The 21,442-nt window shown below is 71.0% G+C and carries 17 protein-coding genes and 1 pseudogene; 7 read left to right on the top strand and 11 right to left on the bottom strand.

All coding sequences use genetic code 11. From position 1 onward, the window contains the following. Positions 1–73 precede the first annotated feature (73 nt). Both ACN9M0_RS16405 and ACN9M0_RS16400 read left to right on the top strand, forming a co-directional pair. Complete coding sequence (locus ACN9M0_RS16405; protein WP_366036921.1) at positions 74–778, top strand: NUDIX hydrolase; 705 nt, start codon at positions 74–76, stop codon at positions 776–778. A 78-nt stretch (positions 779–856) separates the two neighbouring features. Further along, entirely contained in the window at positions 857–2,056 is a 1,200-nt protein-coding gene (locus tag ACN9M0_RS16400) for a MarP family serine protease (protein WP_426403816.1), read from the top strand. Between the two features lie 62 nt (positions 2,057–2,118). Here ACN9M0_RS16400 and ACN9M0_RS16395 read toward each other — a convergent pair whose 3' ends face one another. The 6 genes from ACN9M0_RS16395 to ACN9M0_RS16370 form a co-directional block, all read right to left on the bottom strand. Next, positions 2,119–2,310 (bottom strand): hypothetical protein, encoded by a 192-nt coding sequence (locus ACN9M0_RS16395; protein WP_229842762.1) that lies wholly within the window; start codon positions 2,308–2,310, stop codon positions 2,119–2,121. Between the two features lie 118 nt (positions 2,311–2,428). After that, positions 2,429–3,364 carry an alpha/beta fold hydrolase gene (locus tag ACN9M0_RS16390; RefSeq protein ID WP_366036919.1) on the bottom strand — a complete coding sequence of 312 codons (936 nt, stop codon included), beginning with the start codon at positions 3,362–3,364 and terminating at the stop codon, positions 2,429–2,431. Next, positions 3,361–3,846, bottom strand: a complete 486-nt coding sequence (locus ACN9M0_RS16385; RefSeq protein WP_366036918.1) for a phage holin family protein — start codon at positions 3,844–3,846, stop codon at positions 3,361–3,363. Before ACN9M0_RS16385 ends, ACN9M0_RS16390 begins: the two co-directional genes overlap by 4 nt. A 92-nt stretch (positions 3,847–3,938) precedes the next feature. After that, positions 3,939–5,330, bottom strand: coding sequence for a Na+/H+ antiporter NhaA (gene nhaA / locus ACN9M0_RS16380; RefSeq protein ID WP_366036917.1), 1,392 nt, complete (start codon positions 5,328–5,330; stop codon positions 3,939–3,941). 307 nt (positions 5,331–5,637) lie between these two features. Then, positions 5,638–7,617, bottom strand: a complete 1,980-nt coding sequence (gene acs / locus ACN9M0_RS16375; RefSeq protein ID WP_426403815.1) for an acetate--CoA ligase — start codon at positions 7,615–7,617, stop codon at positions 5,638–5,640. A gap of 193 nt (positions 7,618–7,810) precedes the next feature. Next, on the bottom strand, positions 7,811–10,174 hold the full coding sequence (locus tag ACN9M0_RS16370; protein WP_366036915.1) for a SulP family inorganic anion transporter: 2,364 nt from the start codon (positions 10,172–10,174) through the stop codon (positions 7,811–7,813). Between the two features lie 285 nt (positions 10,175–10,459). Here ACN9M0_RS16370 and ACN9M0_RS16365 point away from each other — a divergent pair, with 285 nt between their 5' ends. After that, a complete protein-coding gene (locus ACN9M0_RS16365) occupies positions 10,460–11,755 on the top strand; it encodes a hypothetical protein (protein WP_366036914.1) in 1,296 nt (431 codons plus the stop codon). A 125-nt stretch (positions 11,756–11,880) separates the two neighbouring features. Here ACN9M0_RS16365 and ACN9M0_RS16360 read toward each other — a convergent pair whose 3' ends face one another. Beyond that, on the bottom strand, positions 11,881–12,867 hold the full coding sequence (locus tag ACN9M0_RS16360; protein WP_366036913.1) for an ATP-binding protein: 987 nt from the start codon (positions 12,865–12,867) through the stop codon (positions 11,881–11,883). A gap of 102 nt (positions 12,868–12,969) precedes the next feature. Between ACN9M0_RS16360 and ACN9M0_RS16355 the strand changes: the two genes are divergently transcribed. Then, positions 12,970–13,830, top strand: a complete 861-nt coding sequence (locus tag ACN9M0_RS16355; RefSeq protein WP_426403814.1) for an oxidoreductase — start codon at positions 12,970–12,972, stop codon at positions 13,828–13,830. Between the two features lie 358 nt (positions 13,831–14,188). Here the strand turns inward: ACN9M0_RS16355 and ACN9M0_RS16350 are convergent, their stop codons facing one another. After that, positions 14,189–15,055 (bottom strand): HAD family hydrolase, encoded by an 867-nt coding sequence (locus tag ACN9M0_RS16350; RefSeq protein ID WP_366036911.1) that lies wholly within the window; start codon positions 15,053–15,055, stop codon positions 14,189–14,191. Between the two features lie 597 nt (positions 15,056–15,652). Between ACN9M0_RS16350 and ssd the strand changes: the two genes are divergently transcribed. Continuing rightward, on the top strand, positions 15,653–16,696 hold the full coding sequence (ssd, locus tag ACN9M0_RS16345) for a septum site-determining protein Ssd (RefSeq protein WP_426405304.1): 1,044 nt from the start codon (positions 15,653–15,655) through the stop codon (positions 16,694–16,696). Next, positions 16,693–17,595: pseudogene (locus tag ACN9M0_RS16340) on the top strand (TadA family conjugal transfer-associated ATPase); the annotation flags it as partial. The gene ssd and the pseudogene ACN9M0_RS16340, both read left to right, overlap by 4 nt. Positions 17,596–17,688: 93 nt before the next feature. Here the strand turns inward: ACN9M0_RS16340 and ACN9M0_RS16335 are convergent. Together ACN9M0_RS16335 and ACN9M0_RS16330 are read right to left on the bottom strand one after the other, a co-directional pair. After that, positions 17,689–18,516, bottom strand: a complete 828-nt coding sequence (locus ACN9M0_RS16335) for a protein kinase (protein WP_426403813.1) — start codon at positions 18,514–18,516, stop codon at positions 17,689–17,691. A gap of 78 nt (positions 18,517–18,594) precedes the next feature. Further along, the gene (locus ACN9M0_RS16330) at positions 18,595–19,038 is read right to left on the bottom strand and encodes a hypothetical protein (RefSeq protein ID WP_426403812.1); all 444 of its coding nucleotides are present in this window, start codon (positions 19,036–19,038) and stop codon (positions 18,595–18,597) included. A 552-nt stretch (positions 19,039–19,590) separates the two neighbouring features. Here ACN9M0_RS16330 and ACN9M0_RS16325 point away from each other — a divergent pair. Beyond that, entirely contained in the window at positions 19,591–20,931 is a 1,341-nt protein-coding gene (locus tag ACN9M0_RS16325) for a tetratricopeptide repeat protein (RefSeq protein WP_426403811.1), read from the top strand. 267 nt (positions 20,932–21,198) lie between these two features. Here the strand turns inward: ACN9M0_RS16325 and ACN9M0_RS16320 are convergent, their stop codons facing one another. Next, positions 21,199–21,405: an HNH endonuclease gene (locus tag ACN9M0_RS16320; protein WP_426403810.1), complete on the bottom strand. Its 207-nt coding sequence runs from the start codon at positions 21,403–21,405 to the stop codon at positions 21,199–21,201. Positions 21,406–21,442 lie beyond the last annotated feature (37 nt).

The raw sequence follows: 21,442 nt of genomic DNA, 5'->3' as shown, positions 1-21,442 counted from the left end.
GCGTTCCCGCCACCCGGGGGAACGCCGGGAACGAACCCGTCCACCGATCGCGTTGTGAACCACGGGGGTGCCTATGACGCGCACTGACGAAGAGATCCACGGGCCCGGCACGGGAGGCCTGCTCAGCCGGGACGGCCTGCCCGACTGGCTCGCGCCCGTCGACCGGGCCGCCCGCACGGTCCGGCCCGAGCAGCTGAGCCGCTTCCTGCCGCCCGCGAGCGGCGCCGGCCGCCAGTCCGCCGTCCTCGTCCTCTTCGGCGAGGGCGAGCGCGGACCCGAGCTGCTGCTCATGGAGCGCTCCGGCAGCCTCCGCTCGCACGCCGGACAGCCCTCCTTCCCCGGCGGAGCCCTCGACCCCGAGGACGGCGACCCGGCGGACGGCGGGCTGCTGCGCGCCGCCCTGCGCGAGGCCCAGGAGGAGACCGGCCTCGACCCCGAGGGCGTCCAGCTCTTCGGCGTGCTCCCCCGGCTCTACATCCCCGTCAGCGGCTTCGTCGTCACCCCCGTCCTCGGCTGGTGGCGCGACCCCAGCCCGGTCGGCGTCGTCGACCCCGGCGAGACCGCCCGCGTCTTCACCGTGCCCGTGGCGGATCTCACGGACCCCGCGAACCGCGCGACCACCGTGCACCCGAGCGGCCACCAGGGCCCCGGGTTCCTCGTCGCGTCCGCTCTGGTCTGGGGTTTTACGGCCGGGGTCATCGACCGGCTGCTCCACTACGCCGGCTGGGAGCGCCCCTGGGACCGCTCCAAGCAGGTCCCGCTCGACTGGCGCTCATGACAGGCTGACCTTCGGGCGGGCCGGCCTTCGTGCCGACCGCCCCGGGCGACCGGAAACGAATCTGCGAGGCTACTGACGGTGAACGTGCTGGACATCCTGTTGCTGCTCGCCGCCGTTTGGTTCGCGATCATCGGCTACCGCCAGGGATTCGTGGTCGGCATCCTGTCGGTGATCGGCTTCCTCGGCGGCGGTCTCGTCGCCGTTCTGCTGCTCCCGATCCTCTGGGACCAGCTGACCGACAACAGCGAGGTCTCGACCACGGCCACCGTCGTCTTCGTGATGGTGGTCATCGTCTGCGCCTCCATCGGCCAGGCCTTCACCACCCACCTGGGCAACAAGCTGCGCCGCCACATCACCTGGTCGCCGGCCCGCGCCCTGGACGCCACCGGCGGCGCCCTCGTCAACGTCGTCGCGATGCTGCTCGTGGCCTGGCTGATCGGCTCCGCCCTCGCCCGTACCTCACTGCCCACCCTGGGCAAGGAGGTGCGGAACTCCAAGGTGCTGCTCGGCGTGGAGCAGGTGATGCCGGATCAGGCCTCCGGCTGGTTCGACGACTTCAGCTCCACCCTCGCCCGCAGCGGCTTCCCGCAGGTCTTCAGCCCCTTCGCGAACGAGCCGATCACCCCGGTCACCCCGCCCGACCCGAAGCTCGCCGACAGCCCGGTCGCCGCCCGCGCGCAGCGCTCCATCGTGAAGGTCGTCGGCACCGCGCAGAGCTGCGGCAAGGTCCTCGAAGGCACCGGCTTCGTCTTCGCCGACCGCCGCATCATGACCAACGCCCACGTCGTCGGAGGCGTCGACGAGCCGACCGTCCAGATAGGCGGCGAGGGCAAGCTCTACGACGCCAAGGTCGTCCTCTACGACTGGCAGCGCGACATCGCCGTCCTGGACGTGCCGGACCTCCGGGCCACGCCGCTCGCCTTCACCGACGAGGACGCCCGCAGCGGCGACAACGCGATCGTCGCCGGATTCCCGGAGAACGGCTCGTACGACGTGCGCTCGGCGCGCGTGCGGGGCCGCATCAGCGCCAAGGGCCCCGACATCTACCACCGCGACGAGGTGCGCAGGGACGTGTACTCGCTGTACGCGACGGTCCGCCAGGGCAACTCCGGCGGTCCGCTCCTCACCGAGGGCGGCGAGGTGTACGGCGTGATCTTCGCCCGCTCCCTCGACGACGCGAACACCGGATACGCCCTGACGGTCGACGAGATCCGCGAGGACATCGAGCGCGGCCGGACCGCCGACCAGCAGGTCGACACCCAGGCCTGCGCCCTCTGAGTCCTGTCTCTGCGGAGCCTTGTCCTGGCTCCGTCCCGGCTCCGTCCTGGCTCTACGGAGCCTTACGGAGTGTCTCTGGGGTGCCGGAGCCGGGCCGAGACCCAGCGGGCCCGGCGGCGCAGGATGCGCGAGATCCCCACCCCCTGTACCGCGTGGCCCTGGTCCGGCGGGCCACCCCTCTCGCGGGAGCCCGGCCCCGTGGCCGAGCGGCGGTCGCGTGCTGTCGTGTCACCGTAGTCGTGCGTCCAGCCCATACCTCGACGTCTGCCCGGGGGCCAAGGTCGGTAACCGCCCCGGGGCCCGCCAATTGGAGTATGCGCGAGGCACATGGCCGTTCGAAGGAAGTCTGTACGCACCCGAGGAGAGGGACCGTCAGCGGTCGGGCTCGGGGTCCTTCAGCCAGTTGACGAGCTCCGTGCTGAACGCCACCGGGTCCTCCTCGTGCGGGAAGTGCCCGAGGCCGTCGAAGAGCCGCCAGCGGTACGGCGCCTCCACGTACTCGCCGGACCCCGCGGCGCTGCGGGTCCGCATCACCGGGTCCAGGGAGCCGTGCAGATGGAGCGTCGGCACCCGGACCGGCCGCTTCATGCGCCGGTTGAACTGGATGCCGTCCGGGCGGGCCAGCGACCGCACCATCCAGCGGTACGGCTCGATCGAGCAGTGCGCCGTCGACGGGACGCACATCGCCCGCCGGTACACCTCGACGGCCTCCTCGTCGACCGGCTTCGGACCGGTCCACTCCCGGAGCAGCTCGCCCACGAGGGCCCCGTCGTCCGCGACGAGCTGACGCTCCGGCAGCCACGGCCGCTGGAAGCCCCACACGTGCGAGCCGGCCCGCGACTGGGCGAAGTCGGAGAGCATCGCCGAGCGCCAGCGGCGCGGGTGCGGCATCGAGGAGACCACGAGCCGGCGCACCAGCTTCGGCCGCATGACGGCGGCCGTCCAGGCGAGGTAGCCGCCCAAATCGTGCCCGACGAGCGCCGCGTCGGGCTCGCCCAGGGAGCGGACGACCCCGGTGATGTCGAGCGCCAGGTTGGCGGGGTCGTAACCCCGCGGCGTGCGGTCGCTGCCGCCCACCCCGCGCAGGTCCATCGCGACCGCCCGGAACCCGGCCTCGGCGAGGGCGGGCAGCTGGTGGCGCCAGGTCCACCAGAACTGCGGGAAGCCGTGCAGGAGCAGCACCAGCGGGCCGTCACCCATCTCGGCGATGTGGAAACGGGCGCCGTTGGCGGCCACGTCGCGGTGGGTCCACGGCCCGTCCAGCCGTACGGGCCCGCCGTTGCCGTTGCTGCTCTCGGGGAGGGTCATACGGACGAGCGTCCCACAGCGGAGGCCTTCTCCAGGGCCGGGCGCTGCTCCGGACGGGGGTGCGGCTTCGCGTTCTGCATGATCGCCGCCGTCTGCTTGGCGGAGGCGATGGACTTCTCCGGCGGCTTGACCTTCTTGAACTTGGCGACGGCGATCACCCCGAGGAGGCCCGCGAGCAGCACGTTGAAGGCGAAGGACAGCAGGAAGCACCAGACGAGGTTCCAGCCCCCGTTGCCGTTGTGCCCGCCGGTCCAGGTGTTGATGGCGTACGCGAGCGCGAAGCTCAGCATCGGCAGCGAGAACAGCAGCACCACGAGGGCGCCGATTCCCATGATGCTGCCGAGCGCACCGCGCTTGACGTCCTGCCGGAGTTCGGCCTTGGCCAGGGCGATCTCGTCGTGCACCAGCGCGGACATCTCGGCGGTCGCCGAGGCGACCAGCTGGCCGAGGCTGCGCTCGGTTCCGTCGAACGGGTCGCTCATCGCTGCTCCCTCTTCTCTTCTGCAGTCCGATCCTCCGCGGTCCGAGGTCCTCTTCGTGCGGTGCGAGTCCTCATTCCACGGTCCGAATCAGATCATGCCGGACGGTCGGCCCCGTCGCGCGATGCCCCCGCCAGTTGGGCGCGCTCGCGGTGTTCCGCCGCCTTCCTCTCGTAGATCGCGGCCATCCGCAGGTGGTACTCCGGGTTGTCCTGCTCGTAGATGTCGGGGATGCCGTCCTCGTCCTCGTCGCGCTCCTCGTCGGAGACGAGCGCCTGGTACTTGCGGACCCTCAGCTTCAGCAGGACGGAGGCGAGGACGGCCGCGATGAACGAGCCGATCAGGACGGCGGCCTTCACCTCGTCGGTGAGGACGGCGTCCCCGGCGAAGGCGAGTTCGCCGATGAGGAGCGAGACGGTGAAGCCGATCCCGGCGAGGGTGGCGACGGCGAACACGTCCGGCCATGCCAGGTCCGGGTTGAGCTCCGCACGGGTGAAGCGGGCGGCGAGCCATGTGCCGCCGAAGATGCCGAGGGCCTTGCCGACGACGAGACCGAGGACGACGCCGAGGGTGACCGGCTGGGTGAAGACGTCGTGGATCGCGCCGCCGGAGATGCTCACTCCGGCGGAGAAGAGCGCGAAGAGGGGCACGGCGAGGCCGGCCGAGAGCGGCCGGACCAGGTGCTCGATGTGCTCGCCGGGGGAGTGCTCCTCGCCCTCCCGGGTGGTGCAGCGGAGCATCAGGCCCATCGCGACGCCTGCGATCGTGGCGTGGACGCCGCTGTTGTACATCAGGCCCCAGATGACCAGGGCCAGCGGCACGTACACGTACCAGCCGCGGACGTCCTTGCGGAGCAGGAACCAGAAGACGACGAGTCCGGCGACGGCGCCGCCGAGCGCGGCGAAGTTCAGGTCGCTGGTGAAGAAGATCGCGATGATCAGGATCGCGAACAGGTCGTCGACGACGGCGAGGGTGAGCAGGAAGGCGCGCAGCGCGGACGGCAGCGAGGTGCCGATGACGGCGAGGACCGCGAGGGCGAAGGCGATGTCGGTCGCGGTGGGCACGGCCCAGCCGTCCATCGAGCCGTCGCCGACGGCGTTGACCAGGACGTAGACGAGGGCGGGGGCGACCATGCCGCAGAGCGCCGCGACGACGGGGAGCGCGGCGGCCCGGGGGTCGCGCAGTTCGCCCGCGACGAGCTCCCGCTTGAGCTCGATGCCGGCGACGAAGAAGAAGATCGCGAGGAGGCCGTCGGCGGCCCAGTGCTGGATCGAGAGATCGAGGCCGAGGGCGGCGGGGCCTATGTGGAAGTCGCTGACGGACTCGTAGCTGTCGCTCAGCGGGGTGTTCGCCCAGATGAGTGCCGCGACGGCGGCGAGGAGCAGCAGGACGCCGCCGACGGTCTCGGTCCGCAGGGCGTCGCCGAGGTACTGCCGCTCGGGCAGCGAGAGACGGCCGAGAAACTTGCGGTCGTTGGGCACGGACACGGGCGGGACCTCCGTCGGGCAGGCAGGGCGAAGCACATGCCGACCAGACTTCCCGGCTCACCTAGGTCTTTCTGTCGCGTTCCTGACGCGATCCTTACCTTACCTAACGAGCGTGGGGTGTGTCCGGCGAGATTCACTTTAGGGACAAATGGGCCTTTCGTCCCGTCGGGGTGAGGGCCGGGCCGAGGTGCGGATGGGGGCCCGGGGCGAGGTGCGGGTTGGGGCCGGGGCCGAGGCCGGACACGGGAAACGCCCGCCCCGAGAAGCTCGGGGCGGGCGTTCGCGTCGTACGGGGGCGAGCCGCGGATCAGTCCTCGTCGGAGGCCGCCGGCAGCTGGGTCTGGATGAGCGACATGACCGAGGCGTCGGTCAGGGTGGTGACGTCACCCAGCTCGCGGTTCTCCGCGACGTCGCGCAGCAGACGACGCATGATCTTGCCCGAGCGGGTCTTCGGCAGCTCCGCCACCGGCAGGATCCGCTTCGGCTTGGCGATCGGGCCGAGGGTCGCACCCACGTGGTTGCGCAGCTCGGCGACCAGGTTGTCCGCCGCGTCAGCGGATGATGTCACCGTCTCGCCGGCCGAACCGCGCAGGATGACGAAGGCGACGATCGCCTGCCCGGTCGTCTCGTCGGCGGCGCCGACGACGGCCGCCTCGGCGACGGACGGGTGCGAGACGAGGGCCGACTCGACCTCGGTCGTCGAGATGTTGTGGCCCGAGACGAGCATGACGTCGTCGACCCGGCCGAGCAGCCAGATGTCGCCGTCGTCGTCCTTCTTGGCGCCGTCACCGGCGAAGTACTTGCCCTCGAAGCGGGACCAGTACGTGTCGATGTAGCGCTGGTCGTCGCCCCAGATGGTGCGGAGCATCGACGGCCACGGCTCGGTCAGGACCAGGTAGCCGCCGCCGCCGTTCGGGACCTCGTTCGCCTCGTCGTCCACGACGGTGGCGGAGATGCCCGGCAGCGGGCGCTGGGCGGAGCCCGGCTTGGTCTCGGTGACGCCCGGCAGCGGCGAGATCATCATCGCGCCGGTCTCGGTCTGCCACCAGGTGTCCACGATCGGGGTCCTGTTCGCGCCGATGTGCTCGCGGTACCAGACCCAGGCCTCGGGGTTGATGGGCTCGCCGACCGAGCCGAGCACCCGGAGGCTGGAGAGGTCGAACTTCGCGGGGATGTCGTCTCCCCACTTCATGAACGTGCGGATCGCGGTGGGCGCCGTGTAGAGGATCGTCACGCCGTACTTCTGCACGATCTCCCAGAACCGCCCCTGGTGGGGGGTGTCCGGCGTGCCCTCGTACATGACCTGCGTCGCGCCGTTGGCCAGCGGGCCGTAGACGATGTACGAGTGCCCGGTGACCCAGCCGATGTCGGCGGTGCACCAGTAGACGTCGCTCTCCGGCTTGAGGTCGAAGACGGCGTGGTGGGTGTACGCGGCCTGGGTGAGGTAGCCGCCGGAGGTGTGCAGGATGCCCTTCGGCTTCCCCGTGGTGCCCGAGGTGTAGAGGATGAAGAGCGGGTGCTCCGCCGGGAACGCCTCCGGGGTGTGCTCGGCGGACTGGCGCGCGACGATGTCGTCCCACCAGACGTCCCGGCCCTCGGTGAACGCGGTGTCCTGGCCCGTACGGCGGACCACGAGGACGTGCTCGACCTGCGGGCACTTGGCGACGGCCTCGTCGATGGCCGGCTTGAGGGCGCTCGGCTTGCCGCGGCGGTAGCCGCCGTCGGCGGTGACGACCAGCTTGGCGTCGGCGTCCTGGATGCGGGAGGCGACGGCGTCGGCCGAGAAGCCGCCGAAGACCACCGAATGGGCGGCGCCGACCCGGGCGCAGGCCAGCATCGTGATGGCCGCCTCGGGGATCATCGGCAGGTAGACGGCCACCCGGTCGCCCTTGCGGACGCCCAGCTCGGTCAGGGCGTTGGCAGCCTTGGAGACCTCGTCCTTGAGCTCGGCGTAGGTGATCGCGCGGCTGTCGCCGGGCTCGCCCTCGAAGTGGATGGCGACCCGGTCGCCGTGGCCGGCCTCGACATGCCGGTCGACGCAGTTGTACGCCACGTTCAGCTCGCCGTCCGCGAACCACTTGGCGAACGGCGGGTTCGACCAGTCGAGCGTCTCGGTCGGCTCGGTGGCCCAGCTGAGCCGCCTGGCCTGCTCGGCCCAGAAGCCCAGCCTGTCCGCCTTGGCCTGCTCGTACGCCTCCGCCGTCACATTGGCGTCCGCGGCCAGCTCGGTGGGCGGCGCGAACCGCCGCTCTTCCTTGAGCAGGTTGGCCAAGGATTCGTTGCTCACGACATCTCCCTTTCCCAGGGCGTCCTCTGTGCGTATGTGTCCCGCGTCATAGCTCATCAGTCAGATGCCCGGGTGACAAGAGCCTCCAGGGAATTGGTTTAGACCTGTGAGCGGAATGACGTGCGGTGGCCCCTTCTTCCCGAGCGGTGGGAGAAGGGGCCACACAGTCTCACGGACAGCCGGAGCCGATGGTTCAGGACGCGCGTGCCGTCTCCAGCGGCTCCGCCGGCATGACCTGGGTGAAGACGTCGTCGTAGCTGTGCACCTCGTCCGTCCCGGAGAGGAGGTACGCCTGCGCCTCGCCCACGTGGAAGTACACGCCGTGCAGCGTGAGCGTGCCCTCGGCCAGCCGGCGCGCCACCGGCTCGTACGCCCGCAGGTGCTCCAGCTGCTGGACCACGTTGGTCAGACAGAGCTGCTCGACCGCGTCCGCCGGAAGCCGCCCGGAGATCCGGGCCCAGGCGTGCCGCCGGCTCACCATCCGCTCCAGGCTGGGCCGGCCGTGGCGCAGCCAGCGGCGCAGCGGGGTCGGCGGGTCGTCCGGACCGGCGTTGAGCAGGGCCTGCATCGCGCCGCAGCCGGAGTGGCCGCAGACGGTGATCGACGCGACCCGCAGCACGTCCACCGCGTACTCGATCGCCGCCGCCACCGAGTCGTCCCCGCTCTCCTCGCCGGGGAGCGGCACGAGGTTCCCGACGTTGCGCACGGTGAAGAGGTCACCGGGACCGCTGGAGGTGATCATGCTGGTGACGAGACGGGAGTCGGCGCAGGTCAGGAAGAGCTGCGAGGGCCGCTGCCCCTCCCGGGCGAGCCGCGCGAGCTCGTCCCGCACGAGCGGGGCGGTGTTCCGCTGGAACTTTCCGATGCCGCTGGCCAGATGCAGCCCCGTCGGCTGTCTGGTCTCCGTCGGCTTCTCCCCGCACTGGTGGTTGTGCCAGGGCGTCCAGGGGCGGCAGCAGGAGTGCGTGGCGGAGTCGGTGACGTGGGTGGGCTCGGCGATCCGGGCACCGGACGGGCCCGTCGTCTCGACCGTCCCGCCATGCGCGAGGTGCCCGGCGGTCCAGTCGCTCAGCGCCTCGTAGGCGGCGTGGTCCATGAAGGACCCGTCCAGCTCGACCACCACGTCGGAGCCCTGCGGCAGCTGGTGCAGGGCCCGGCTGAGCCGGGGCACGGCGAGGAAGGTCAGTTGCCCCCGGACGTGCAGCAGCTGGCGCCCGTCCCGCTCCTCCCGGGTGATCCGGGTGCGGGCCAGGCGGTGCAGGGCGACCGCGACGGCCACGGCGACGCCGAGGGCGACGCCCTCCAGGATCCCGACGAGGACGACGCCGGTCAGCGTCACCGCGTAGACGACGACCTCGCGGTGCCGGGTGACCGTACGGATGTGGGTGATGCTCACCATCTGGATGCCGACCACCATGACGAGGGCGGCGAGCGCGGGCAGCGGGATCAGGTCGAGCACCGGCACGAGCAGCAGGGCGGCGAGCACGATCCACAGGCCGTGCAGCATGGTCGAGGCACGACTCACCGCGCCCGCCGAGACGTTGGCGACGCTGCGGACCGCGACGCCGGCGACCGGAAGGCCGCCGAGAGCCCCGGAGACCACGTTGGCCGCGCCCTGTCCGGCGAGCTCGCGGTCGAGGCGGGAGCGGGGGACACGACGGCCGTCCGTGCGGGCGGCGTCGCGGCCGGCGACCAGCTTGTCGACCGCGACGGCCGAGAGCAGCGACTGCACGCTGGTGACGAGGGTGATCGTGAGCACGCCGGCCGCGATGCCGAGGACCGGGCCCTCGGGCAGGCCGGGCAGCGCGTGGCTGCTCCAGGACGGCAGGTCCACGCGGGGCACGGAGAGCCCGGCGAAGGCGGCCACCGCCGTCGCCCCGGCCACCGCGACGAGCGCGGCCGGCGCCTTCCGTACGACCCGCCCGGCACGGCCCGGCAGCCTGGGCCAGCACAGCAGCACGGCCACGGTGAGGGCGCTGATGGCGAGCGCCGCCGGCTGGGCGTGCGCCAACTGGGCGGGCAGGCCGAGGGCGTTGTCGACGGTGGAACTCTGTGGGGTGCCGCCGAGCACGATGTGGAGCTGGGCGAGGGCGATGGTGACGCCGATGCCGGCCAGCATGCCGTGCACGATCGCGGGCGAGACGGCGAGCGCCGAGCGGGCCACGCGCAGGGCGGACAGGGCGAGTTGGGTGAGTCCGGCGAGGACGGTGATGGCGCAGGTGGCGCGCCAGCCGTACCGCTGGATGAGCTCGGCGGTCACGACGGTGAGTCCGGCGGCGGGGCCGCTCACCTGGAGCGGCGAGCCGCCGAACCGGCCGGCTACGAGTCCGCCGACGGCGGCGGCGACCAGGCCGGCCTGGAGCGGGGCTCCGGTGGCGAGCGCGATGCCGAGCGAGAGCGGCAGCGCGATCAGGAAGACGGCGACGGACGCGGAGAGGTCGGCGCCGGCGACGCGGAAGCGGCGGGGTCCGTGCGGCGGGCCGTGCGGCCGCTGGCTCCGGGGCCGGTTGGTGGTGTCGGTGGTGTCGGTCGTGCGGGCAGGGGTGCAGAGGGTCATGTCCCGTCTCCTCCGGGGCAGCGCGGTCGCGGCTCGTGCGGGGTGCAGCGGCGGGATGTCGGCGAGAGCCTCCGGAACAGCGGAGTGGAGGATCAACGCTCAGTAAATGGATCGTAATGGAGAGTAAAGACTGCGGCATTATTTTCGGGGCAAACAGGGCAATGATTCACCGGTTCCGGTGACAGAACGTGCGCATGCCGCTTGTCGTTGACGCCCTCCGGTCCTCGTGGTGCGACGTTGACGCCGCTTGTACGGAAATCCGAGGATCTGAGGAGAGGTGCGCGGATGTCAGCCGCCCGCAGAACGACCACCGTCCGGAGGAAGGCGCTCACCGTCGGCGCCCTCACCCTCGCTCTCGCCACCGGCCTCGCCGGCTGCTCGGGCTCCGACGACACCGCCACGAAGGGCGCACCGGGCGGCGCGGGCGCCAAGAAGGGCCCGGCCGCGGCCCCGCAGACCGCACCCCGGCTGATCGGCGACGGCTCGACCGCCTTCACCGGCGCCCAGCCCCACCAGCCGGTCTGGCAGAAGCTCAAGCCCGGTGAGACCCCGCCGCAGTTCGTGGTCTTCTCGTGGGACGGCGCGGGCGAGGACAGCCAGAAGCTGTTCTCCCACTTCCGCTCGGTGGGCAAGAAGTACGACGCCACCATGACGTACTTCCTCAGCGGCGTGTACCTGCTGCCCGAGGAGAAGCGGGAGCTCTACGACCCGCCGCAGCACAGCCCCGGCCGCTCCGACATCGGCTTCAACGACGTCGAGGGCATCCGCGCCACCGTCCGCGAACTGCGCGGCGCGTGGCAGGAGGGCAACGAGATCGGCACCCACTTCAACGGCCACTTCTGCGGCAAGGACGGCGGTGTCGGCAACTGGTCGGTCGAGGACTGGAAGAGCGAGATCAACCAGGCCAAGTCCTTCGTCAAGCACTGGAAGACGAACGCCGGCCTGCGCGCCGAGCAGCCGCTGCCCTTCGACTACGACAAGGAGCTCGTCGGCGCCCGCACCCCCTGCCTCGAGGGCCGGACCAACTTCGTCCAGGCAGCCGCGCAGATGGGCTTCCGCTACGACACCAGCGGCGTCAACGACCAGATCTGGCCCAAGAAGGACCTGGGCCTGTGGGACCTGTCGATGCAGCTCGTGCCCGTCCCGGGCCGCGCCTTCCAGACGCTCTCCATGGACTACAACTTCCTGGTGAACCAGTCCGGTACGACCCAGGGCGACCCCTCCCAGCACCGCTACTGGGGCGACCAGATGCGCGACGGCCTCGTGCAGGCCTTCGAGCGCTCCTACCGGGGCAACCGCGCACCACTGATCATCGGCAACCACTTCGAGTCCTGGAACGGCGGCACGTACATGCGCGCCGTCGAGGAGACCATCTCCACCGTCTGCGTGCAGAAGGACGTCAAGTGCGTCTCCTTCCGCCAGCTCGCCGACTGGCTCGACGCCCAGGACCCCGACGTCATCGCGAAGATGCGCACCCTGAAGGTCGGCGAGGCCCCGGCGGCCGGCTGGAAGAGCTTCCTCGCCCCCCAGCCGGCAGCCCCGGCAGGCGCCCCGGCCGCCAAGCCGGCAGCCCGCCACTGAGCCCTTCGACCGGGCGTCGAGCGGGCTCGGGCGTCGAGCCGGCTGAGCCTTCGGCCGGGGCGTCGAGCAGGCGCGGGCGTCAGGCCGGCCGAGCCTTCGGCCGGGGCGTCGAGCAGGCGCGGGCGTCAGGCCGGCTGAACGGCGCTGAGTCCTTCGTCCAGTACGAAATCGGGGTCGACCTGCGCCGCCAGGTCGGCCCCGGTCTTGGCGTTGCCCCAGCTCTCCGCGTTGCGCAGGTGGAAGTGGACCATCTGGCGCGTGTAGCGCTCCCAGTCGCGGTGGGCGTAAGAGTCGTCCGCCGCGTCCTGGAGGGCCTGGAGCGACATGCGGTTGTCCGCCTCCAGGAGCTCGAACCGGGGCGGGCGGCCCTTCTCCATCGCCCGCACCCAGTCCGAGTGGCCCACCGTCACGAGCAGGTCCTCGCCGACCTCCTCGCGCAGGAAGTCGAGGTCGTCCCGGCCCTGCACCTTGTTGCCGACGACCTTGAGCGCCACGCCGAAGTCCCGCGCGTACTCCTTGTACTGGCGGTAGACCGAGACGCCCTTCCGGGTCGGTTCGGCGACCAGGAAGGTCATGTCGAAGCGGGTGAAGAGGCCGGAGGCGAAGGAGTCCGAGCCCGCCGTCATGTCGACGACCACGTACTCGTCGGCACCGTCGACCAGGTGGTTGAGGCAGAGCTCCACCGCGCCGACCTTCGAGTGGTAGCAGGAGACCCCGAGGTCCGACTCCGTGAACGGCCCGGTCGCCATCAGCCGGATCTCACCGTCGTCGAGCAGGACCGGACGCGCGCAGGCCTCGTACACCGGGTTGTCCTCGCGGACCCGCAGCAGCCGTGAACCCTCCCCGGGGGGCGTCGTCTTGATCATCGTGTCGGCGGAGGCGATCCGCGGGTTGCTGCCCCGCAGGTACTCCTTGATGAGCGGCAGGTGCGCGCCCATCGCGGGCAGCGCGGCGGCCTCCGCATCGGGCAGGCCGAGCGCGGCGCCCAGGTGCTGGTTGATGTCGGCGTCGACGGCGACGACCGGTGCTTCGTTGGCGGCGAGGTGGCGGATGAAGAGAGAGGACAGCGTGGTCTTGCCGCTGCCGCCCTTCCCCACGAAAGCGATCTTCATGTTCACCTAGGGTAGCGGTCTGATCGCGGCCCGTGGTCAAGCTGCGTGAAGAAGACCACTCCAACGTGGGGCGGGCCCCCGGGGCGCGTAGCCTCCCTACTTATGAGTACGCACGCCTCTGACCCCTTGGCCGCCCTCGGCTCCCTGCCGGGCGTCGCCGAAGCGGTGGACTCCGTACGCAAGGCCGTCGACCGGGTCTACGGCCACCGCGTGATGCGCCGCCGCAGCAACGAGATCTCCTCCGAGGCGGCGCTGCGCGGCGCCCGCGGCTCGGCCGCCCTGTCCGGGGCCGACTGGGCCCTGGAAGAGGTCCGCCGGCGCACCGACTTCAGCGCCGACGCCGAGGCCCGCACGGTCGGCGCCGCCCTGCGCCTCGGCGCCGAGGCCGGACAGCTGCTCTCCATCTGGCGCCAGTCCCCGCTGCGCGTGCTCGCCCGGCTCCACCTGGTCGCCGCCGGCGACGTGGGTGCCCCGGGCAGCGCCGGCACCGGCGCGGGCTCGGCTGTCGGCGACTCGGTGGGCCGGCCCCGGCTGGACGGCGAGACGGTCGACGAACCGCTCATCAGCGCCCCGCTGCCGACGCCCGCCGAGGTCGCGGGCCGGCTCGACGGCCTCGCCGAGCTGATCGTCGCGGGCAGCGAGGCCCCGGCGCTCGTGACGGCGGCCGTGGTGCACGGCGAGCTGCTCGCGCTGCGCCCCTTCACCTCGTACAACGGCCTGGTCGCGCGGGCGGCGGAGAGGATCGCGCTGGTCGGCAGCGGCCTCGACCCCAAGGCGATCTGCTCTGCCGAGGTCGGCCACGCGGAGCTGGGACGGGCTGCCTACCTCGCCGCCTTCGAGGGGTACCTGTCGGGGACCCCGGACGGCGTGGGCGCCTGGATCGCGCACTGCGGGCGCTCGGTGGAACTGGGAGTCCGGGAGTCGACGGCCGTGTGCGAGGCCCTCCAGCGCGGCGCCGCCTGAGAAGGCCGGGCTCCGGGGCGGGACCTTCGCGGGGGTAGGGCCTTCGCGAGGGAGCGACCGGGTCCGGAAATGGGTTGCGGCGGCACCAGTCCTGGTACCGCCGCTGGCACGTCCACCCAGTTACCAAGCGTCCTCGATATGTGCCCATCAGGCCGGGAACTTTGCCCGTGGCCTGGTGCGGCTGGCCCGTAATCGACGGGTCGACGTCGCGTGGGTGCCCGGTTTCAGTGCTAGGTCCGTGGGGCCTTCATGCTCAACAGGTGATCCTCTCGGATGTCCTCGGTCTCGCGGGCCTGATTCCTTTCTACTCCTGTCCGGGTGGAAGCGAAAGTGCTGGCTCCACTTCTCCGCCGACTGCTCAAATTCGGGCAAAGTCCCCGGCGACTCGTTGGGTGAGTGCCGACTGCCGGCGCCGGGCGGCGTACCAGACGAGTCCGGCTCCGATGGCCGCCGCTCCCACCGCCGCCGCGGCGACGAGCGTCGGGCGGGGCGGCATCCGGAAATCGGGCAGCCGCTGCTTGAGGCGCACCGGCTTCTCGAAGGCGAGAACCGGCCATTCCCGGGCCACGGCCTCCCGGCGCAGCGTGCGGTCGGGATTGACCGCGTACGGGTGGCCGACGGCCTCCAGCATGGGGATGTCGGTCGCCGAATCGCTGTACGCGTAGCAGCGCGAGAGGTCGTAGCCCTCCGACTTCGCGAGCTCCCGGACCGCCTCCGCCTTCGTCGGCCCGTAGGCGTAGTACTCCACCTCCCCGGTGAAGCACCCGTCCCCGCCGACCACCATCCGGGTGGCGACGACCCGGTCGGCACCGAGCATCTCGCCGATCGGCTCGACCACCTCGGCGCCGGAGGTCGAGACGATCACGACGTCGCGGCCGGCGGCGTGGTGTTCCTCGATGAGGGAGGCGGCCTCGTCGTAGATGATCGGGTCGATCAGATCGTGAAGGGTCTCGGCGACGAGCTCCTTCACCTGGGCGACGTTCCAGCCTTTGCAGAGCGCGGAAAGATATTCACGCATCCGCTCCATCTGGTCGTGATCGGCTCCGCCCACCAGGAAGACGAACTGGATGTAGGCCGTCCGCAGGGCGGCGCGGCGGCTGATCAGTCCGCCCCGGTAGAAGGACTTGCTGAAGGTCAGCGTCGATGACTTCGCAATGACCGTCTTGTCCAGGTCAAAGAAGGCGGCTGTGCGCGGCAAGGAGTGGTTTTCCACAAGCCCGAGCATAGGTGCCCGCCATTCGGCGTACGCTCGGGCGCGTGGGTTTGCCTGAGAAGGCTGTCGGGTACACCATGGAAGTCACGGATCGTTCGCGACCGTGCTAACCCGGTCCGGCTCCTCCCCCCCCGAGTCGGCCGGAGAGACGACCCCCGCTCTCCCCCCCGGCGGGGGTCGTCGCATGTCCGGAGCCGTTTTGGCCCTGCGTGCCATCGGCCGCTCCCTTCCTTCCGTTCGTCGGTCATGAGTCGACCGAGGCCCCGCCCGGCTCTCGATCCATCACTCACAGTAATCGGCAGGCTGCGTTCCGGACAGTCCCCGGAGGGGTGGCGAAGTTATTCACAGCCCCTCGCCTATCCACAGTTTTTCGGCAAGATCGGCACGATTTCCGGGACGGCCCCACGGTGATTCCTGTCGCGAAGTTCGCGGACGGCAGGAATCACGAGAGGGGTGTGCGCCGTGGAGACATCCAGGACTTCCGGGGCCAGGGGTACGACACGCGGTTCGGCGCCGTGGGGACGGGACCCGCGGGGGCCGGAGCCGCGGAGGGCGGGCTCGCCGGGAGCGGAGGGGCCGGAAGCGGACGGGGCGCGCCGCGCCGGGCCGCTGATCGTCACCGAGGACCTCGGGCTGCTCGACGACCTCCTGCGGTTGTGCGCCGCCGCCGGGGTCGAGCCCGAGGTGCACCACCGGGTGCCGGAGCGGCGGGCGAGCTGGACCGACCCGCCGCTCGTCCTGGTCGGAGACGACGTCGCGGCCCGCTGCCGGGGAGCGGTGCGCCGGCCGGGGACCCTCCTCGTCGGCCACGACCGGGACGATCCGGAGGTGTGGCGGCTGGCGGTCGAGATCGGCGCGGAGAGCGTGCTGAGCCTCCCGGCCGCCGAGAACCTCCTCGTCGACCGTCTCGCCGACGCGGCCGAGGGCGTGGGCAGGCCGGCGCTGACCGTCGGCCTCGTCGGCGGCCGGGGCGGCGCGGGAGCCTCCACCCTGGCCTGCGGTCTCGCGCTGGCCGCCGCGAGGGCCGGGCACCGCACGCTGCTCGTCGACGGCGACCCGCTGGGCGGAGGGCTCGACGTGTTGCTCGGCGGCGAGTGCGAGGAGGGCAGACGATGGCCCGACTTCGCCGCCTCGAAGGGCCGTCTTGCCGGCGGGGCCCTGGAGGAGTCCCTGCCGTCGGTGCGCGGGGTGCGGGTGCTCAGCTGGGACAGGGACGCGGCGGCGCCGGTGCCGCCCGAGGCCGTGCGGTCCGTGCTCGCCGCCGCGCGGCGCCGGGGCGGGGCCGTCGTGGTCGACCTGCCGCGCGGGACCGACCCGGCGGTCACCGAAGCCCTCGCCCAGCTCGACCTCGGACTGCTCGTCGTCCCCGGGGAGTTGAGGGCCGTCGCGGCCGCCCACCGGATGGTCTCGACGATCGGCCCGGCCGTGCGGGACCTGCGCGTCGTGGTCCGCGGGCCGTACGCGGCGGGACTCGACGAGCGGTGGGTCGCCGATGCGCTGCGGCTGCCGCTCGCCGGTGAACTCCCTTACGACCCGGGGATCGTGGCCGACCAGGACGCGGGCGTCCCGCCGGGCGCCGAGCCCCGGGGGCCCCTCGGCCGGTTCTGCGGCGCCTTCTGGGAGCGCGCCCTCACGCCCGGTGGTGCGGCATGACCGGGGCAGGGGCCGAGGCCTGGGGTGCGGGTGCCGGCGCGGGCAGCGGGGCGGGGCTCCTCGACGCCGTGCGGCAGCGGCTCGCGGCGAGCGGCGCGGAGCCCACCCCGGCGCGCGTGGCGGCTGCGCTGCGGGCCCAGGGGCGGCTGCTCGGCGACGCGGAAGTGCTCGGCGCGGCAGAGGAGTTGAGGTGTGAGCTGATCGGCACCGGTCCGCTGGAGCCGCTGCTCGCCGACCCGGCGGTCACCGACGTCCTGGTCTCCGCACCCGACCGGGTGTGGGTGGACCGGGGCACCGGTCTCGAACGGGCCCCGGTGGCCTTCCCCGACGCGGCGGCCGTCCGCCGCCTCGCGCAACGGCTCGCGGCGGTGGCCGGGCGCAGGCTCGACGACGCCCGGCCCTGGGTCGACGCGCGGCTCCCCGACGGCACCCGGATGCACGCGGTGCTCCCGCCGGTCGCGGTCGGCTCGACCTGTCTGTCGCTGCGCGTGGTCCGCCCGCGAGCCTTCTCGCTGGAGGAGCTGGTCGCGGCGGGCACCGTGCCACCGGACGGCGCCCCGATCCTGCGCGCCCTGATCGACGCCCGCGTGTCGTACCTCGTCAGCGGCGGCACCGGGACGGGAAAGACCACGCTCCTCGCCTCGCTTCTGGGGCTCGTGGGGGAGCGGGAGCGGATCGTGCTCGCCGAGGACTCGGCGGAGCTGCGGCCGGACCACCCGCACGTGGTGCGCCTGGAGGCGCGGCCCCCGAACCAGGAGGGCGCCGGGCTCGTCACCCTGCGGGACCTGGTCCGCCAGGCGCTCCGGATGCGCCCCGACCGGCTGGTGGTCGGCGAGGTCAGAGGCGGCGAGGCCGTGGACCTGCTCGCCGCGCTCAACACAGGCCACGAAGGTGAGTGCCTGCCCAAACCATACATAGAACCGTGCAGCACACACGGCGAAACCCCGCCCATGCGCCGTGGGGGAAGCGCACAGACGGGGCCTGACTCAGCCCTACAGGGCCGCGCTCAACCTCTCGCAGACCTCGGCGCTGGTAGGCCGGTCAGCGGACGAACGGCTGAGCATGTGAGGGATGAGGCCCCCCAGCGCTCCGGACACGTCCACGGGGCGGTGAGGGCGCGCCACGATGGCCCACCGCTGTTCCTCCCGGGATGCGTCGTCCGGGTAGTCCACGTGCCGCCACCCCGTCGCGCTGATGAACAGTGCCGCTCCCAGCGCGTACACGTCCGCTTCCGGCGTCGGCGTCGCCGTCCCCGTGTCCAACACGCTGGCCGAGATTTCCGGCGCTTCGTAGTGGACGAGACAGCCCCGGTACGGGAAGTCATAGGCGCGGGGAATCCGCCCCCCACTGGACAGCGCCAGGTCGATCAGGAACGCCCCGGCCGACTCCCCCAGGAGGAAATGCGCGGGCTGTACGTCCCCGTGCACCCATCCCATCCCGTGCAGCCCCGACAGGGCCACAGCGCACGACAGGGCTTCTCCGAGATTCGGCTCGGCCTCGCCGTCCCGGCATGGCGCCCACCGGTCGTAGAGGCTGTCGCCGCGTCGCCACGGCTGAGCGCCCCACGTGCCGTGTTCCCACTCCCCGCTGAAAATCCGTTCATGGGTGAGCTGTCGCAGAACGGCGGCTTCACGGGCAGGTGCCAGCGCGGTCCATGCGTGCGTCCGACTCGGGTAGCCCACTTTCACCGCGTAGGGACCGGCCTCGGTCTTGACCTTCCATACGGACGACCCGCGCCGGTTGAGGACCAGTTCGGCGGGGCCGGGATTGAGGAGTTGCAGCGCACCGTCCGGCGGGCTGTAGGGGCCATCGAAAATCATGCTTCACCTTCCAACGGCAGGGCCGGTCCCCGCAGTTGAGAACCGGCCCCACCCTCACCAGTACGGGTCAGCTGGCCGTCAGGCGGCCCGGTAGTCGCGCCCGCAGTCAGAGTCGCACTGCGCCGCGTTCTCGCCGTTCACGGTCCACAACGAGTCCAGCACCATGAACCCGTTGGCCTTGATCGCGTGCGCCGTCGCCTGCACCTCCTCCAGGACCCGGCCACCACCACCGGGGCGCGGGTTGTGCTCCAGGAACCGGCCCGCGTGCGTCTCGCAGAACTCGCGGTAGTCGGCGGTGTGCAGGATGAACGCGTGCAGCGCGCCGTCCACGTCGTCGCTCGGCACCATCTTGACCGTGGCCGTGCCGACCGTGGCGAGGAACGCGAGAGCCTGATCCGTGGCCCGCTCCGCCTTCTCCTGGTCGTAGCCGAAGTGGGTCACGGTGAACTCGGCGATGCTGTCGAACAGGTCCGAGCCGACCAGCGCGCGGCCGGTCTTGAGGTCGTTCGCGGTTGCCGTCATGGCTGTACCTCCTTGGTTGGGGTGAGCTGTTCCGCAGCGCTCCGAACGAGGACGGGAGCCGCACGCCATATGGCCGCCTCCCACTCCCGGGCCTCCCGCTCCGCGATGATCCGCACCAATCCGGCGTCGATCTCCGCGCGCTGTTCTGGGGTGAACCTGAGGAGCCCTCTCACATCCGCTCCCTTATCCGCTGGCTCGTGTTGGCTGTGACCACAGCGGCACTCAGGGCGTCCGACTGGTATGCGGTCTCCAGACTCTCCGGGTCCGCCTCCCACTCCCGGCCACCGTTCAGCGGGCGGAGTTGGTAGCGCGGTCCCACGTGGCCCATGACGCGGCCTACGCGGCCCGTAGAGACGTCCAGCGCCGTTTCCCCCGCCTCCCAGTCTCGGGGGTGCTCACGTGCGCTCTCAGGGCTGCTCATGGCTGCACCTCTCGTGCTCGTTCGGCTGCTCACAGAAGGCAACCGCGTGACCACAGGGGAGAGGTACCGTTGCGACAGCGCGACGACTTAAGAGCTTTAAGCGACTTGAAGACGCGGGGAGTTGATGACCGGTGGCTAGCCCCAATGACACGCTCGCCCGACTGCACCGGGAAACCGGCTGGACGCTCCGCCAGTTCGCCCAAGAGGTCAACAAGCTGGGCACCGAGCGGGGAACCCCCCTCAAATACCGGGAACCCTCAGTGCACCAGTGGCTCAACGGGCACATGCCGAAAGAGGCCGTCCGCCCGCTGATCTTGGAAGCGCTGGCCCGGAAACTCGGACGCCCCATCACGCACAGCGAAGCGGGATTCCCGCCCCCTCCCGCCGAAGAGTCCGGCGCGCTCCCCAGTACCGTGGAAGGGCTGCTAGACCTGGGGAGGGCAGACATGGACCCATCGCGCAGGAGCGTGCTCGGAGTAGGTCTGTTCTCTGTCGCCCTCACTGTGCCCAATTGGCCGGACGTGGTCGGCCGAATGGAAGCCGCCCAAAAGGGCGAGACGCAGCGCATCGGAATGTCCGACGTTCAATCAGTCATCGCCATGACCGAACGCCTCTCAGACATTGACGACCAATTCGGCGGACGGACAGCGCGGCCGATGGCAGCCGCCTATTTGGTCAACACCGTCGCCCCATATCTCCGTGCTGATGCTCCGGACAACGTCCGCAAAGCGATGATGGCTGCTGCATCGGATCTTTCTTATCTCACGGGATACATGGCCGTGGACGAGGGCGTTCACGGGATGGCGCAGCGCTACTACCTGAAAGCGCTTGAACTCGCCGGGGCGTCCGAAGATCACCTCACGTTCTGCACCACTCTCCGAGGAATGAGCGTTCAGGCCGTAGACCTCGGGCACGGGTCCGAAGCACTGCGCCTCGCCGATGCCGCCGCAGCCTCTTCCCCGCAGGCTGGTCCCCGAATGCGCGCATTCCTCGCCGGACAGCAGGCGCACGCAGCCGCACAAGAGGGCAACGGGCGCATGGCCCTACAGCGCATCCAGGAAGCTGAGACGGCCATGGAGAAAGCCGAGTCTCAGTCCAAGACTTTCGGGTCCTACAACCCTTCTTCGCTGGCCTACCACGTCGGCCAAGTGCGCTACGAAATGGGTGACTTGGCGGGTTCCATCGAATCACTCAAGGAATCCAACCGGCTCCGTCCCAGCACTTTCCGGCGAACGAGTATCCGTTATCTGTCCATGCTGGCAGAACGGCAACTAGAAGTCGGCCACCTAGAGGCGGCGTGCGAAACATGGGGGAGCGTGCTGGAGATATACCCCCTCGTCCAGTCCGGGCAGTGCGACCGCAGCATTACCGCTATGCACAGCCGCATTCGCCCGTACCTGAAAAACCATGCAGCGCGGGACCTCTACGAACGCGCCCGACTGGTGACGCCCCCGAACCTGCTTCCCGCCTAGGAATCGAAGGGGTCAAAACCCTTGCGGCGTCAGGGCTCGCAGTTCTCGCCGGCCGGGGAACCGCCTGAAATTCGAAGGCACCCGGGGCCGATGGTGTTACGGCTGGTGATCGGAAGCCGGTTCGGCGACCCCATTACCCGTACAGCCAGGCAGGTGCCACCACCTTGCGGTTGGGAAAGGCTTCGTTTCCGGGTCACCCCCCACCCCTTACGCCACTAAACGTGACCTTTAGAAGCAAGGCGCCATGCAGAATGCGAGCGAAACCGCTCACCAGGGCGACGGCGGGGCTTCCCTATCCGACCGGTCAATCTTGGTTCGTAGCCGGGGCCCCTGCGCTTGCGCTGCCTCGGCCTGAGTCTTGCGCGTGTGGTGCCACCGACAGAGCAATTGCAGGTTGTTTAGCGAGTGGTTGTCTCCCGGCGTGATGTGGTCCACGTCCCTGCCCGTTTCCCCGCAGCGCTGGCCGGTGTCCATGAGGACGGCCTGACATCGACCCCCAGCACGTCGAATT

The sequence above is a fragment of the Streptomyces sp. R-07 genome, assembly GCF_049913175.1.
Classification (GTDB): Bacteria; Actinomycetota; Actinomycetes; order Streptomycetales; family Streptomycetaceae; genus Streptomyces.
The sequence above is the reverse complement of the archived record's forward strand: the minus strand, read 5'-3'. Positions and strand labels throughout refer to the sequence as shown.